Below are 521 nucleotides of genomic sequence, written 5' to 3' on the forward strand. Positions count from 1 at the left end.
TTTCTGCCATGATGACTTGGTAGAAGTGCAGATTGTGGATGGTGTTGAGCTGTGCACCCAAGATTTCGCCGACTCGGTGCAGATGGTGCAGGTAGGAGCGGCTGAAATTTTGACAGGCGTAGCAGGTGCAGCTTTCATCAATCGGACGCTTGTCGAGTTTATGTTTTGCGTTTTTGATTTTCAAATCGCCAAAACGGGTAAACAGCCAGCCGTTACGCGCATTGCGGGTAGGCATGACGCAGTCGAACATATCCACACCGTGTGCCACACCGTACACCAAGTCTTCAGGCGTGCCGACGCCCATCAAATAATGCGGTTTGTGTTCAGGCAGGATAGGGCCGACGGCGCGCAACATACGGTACATTTCGGGCTTGGGTTCGCCAACGGATAAGCCGCCGATGGCCAATCCGGGGAAGTCGAGCTCTTCCAAACCTTTCAGTGATTCTTCGCGCAAATCTTCATACATCGCGCCTTGTACAATGCCAAACAGTGCATTTGGGTTTTTCAGGTCTTCAAAAGCC

Annotated in this window: 1 protein-coding gene; it reads right to left on the reverse strand. The window is 51.8% G+C overall.

Features of this window, described 5'->3' with window-relative positions; genetic code table 11:
- Positions 1–521, reverse strand: a 521-nt coding sequence (locus ACTHUR_RS18145; protein ID WP_440400149.1) for a tRNA guanosine(34) transglycosylase Tgt, incomplete at both ends; no start/stop codon positions are given.

The sequence above is a fragment of the Neisseria sp. P0021.S007 genome (genome assembly GCF_051956855.1).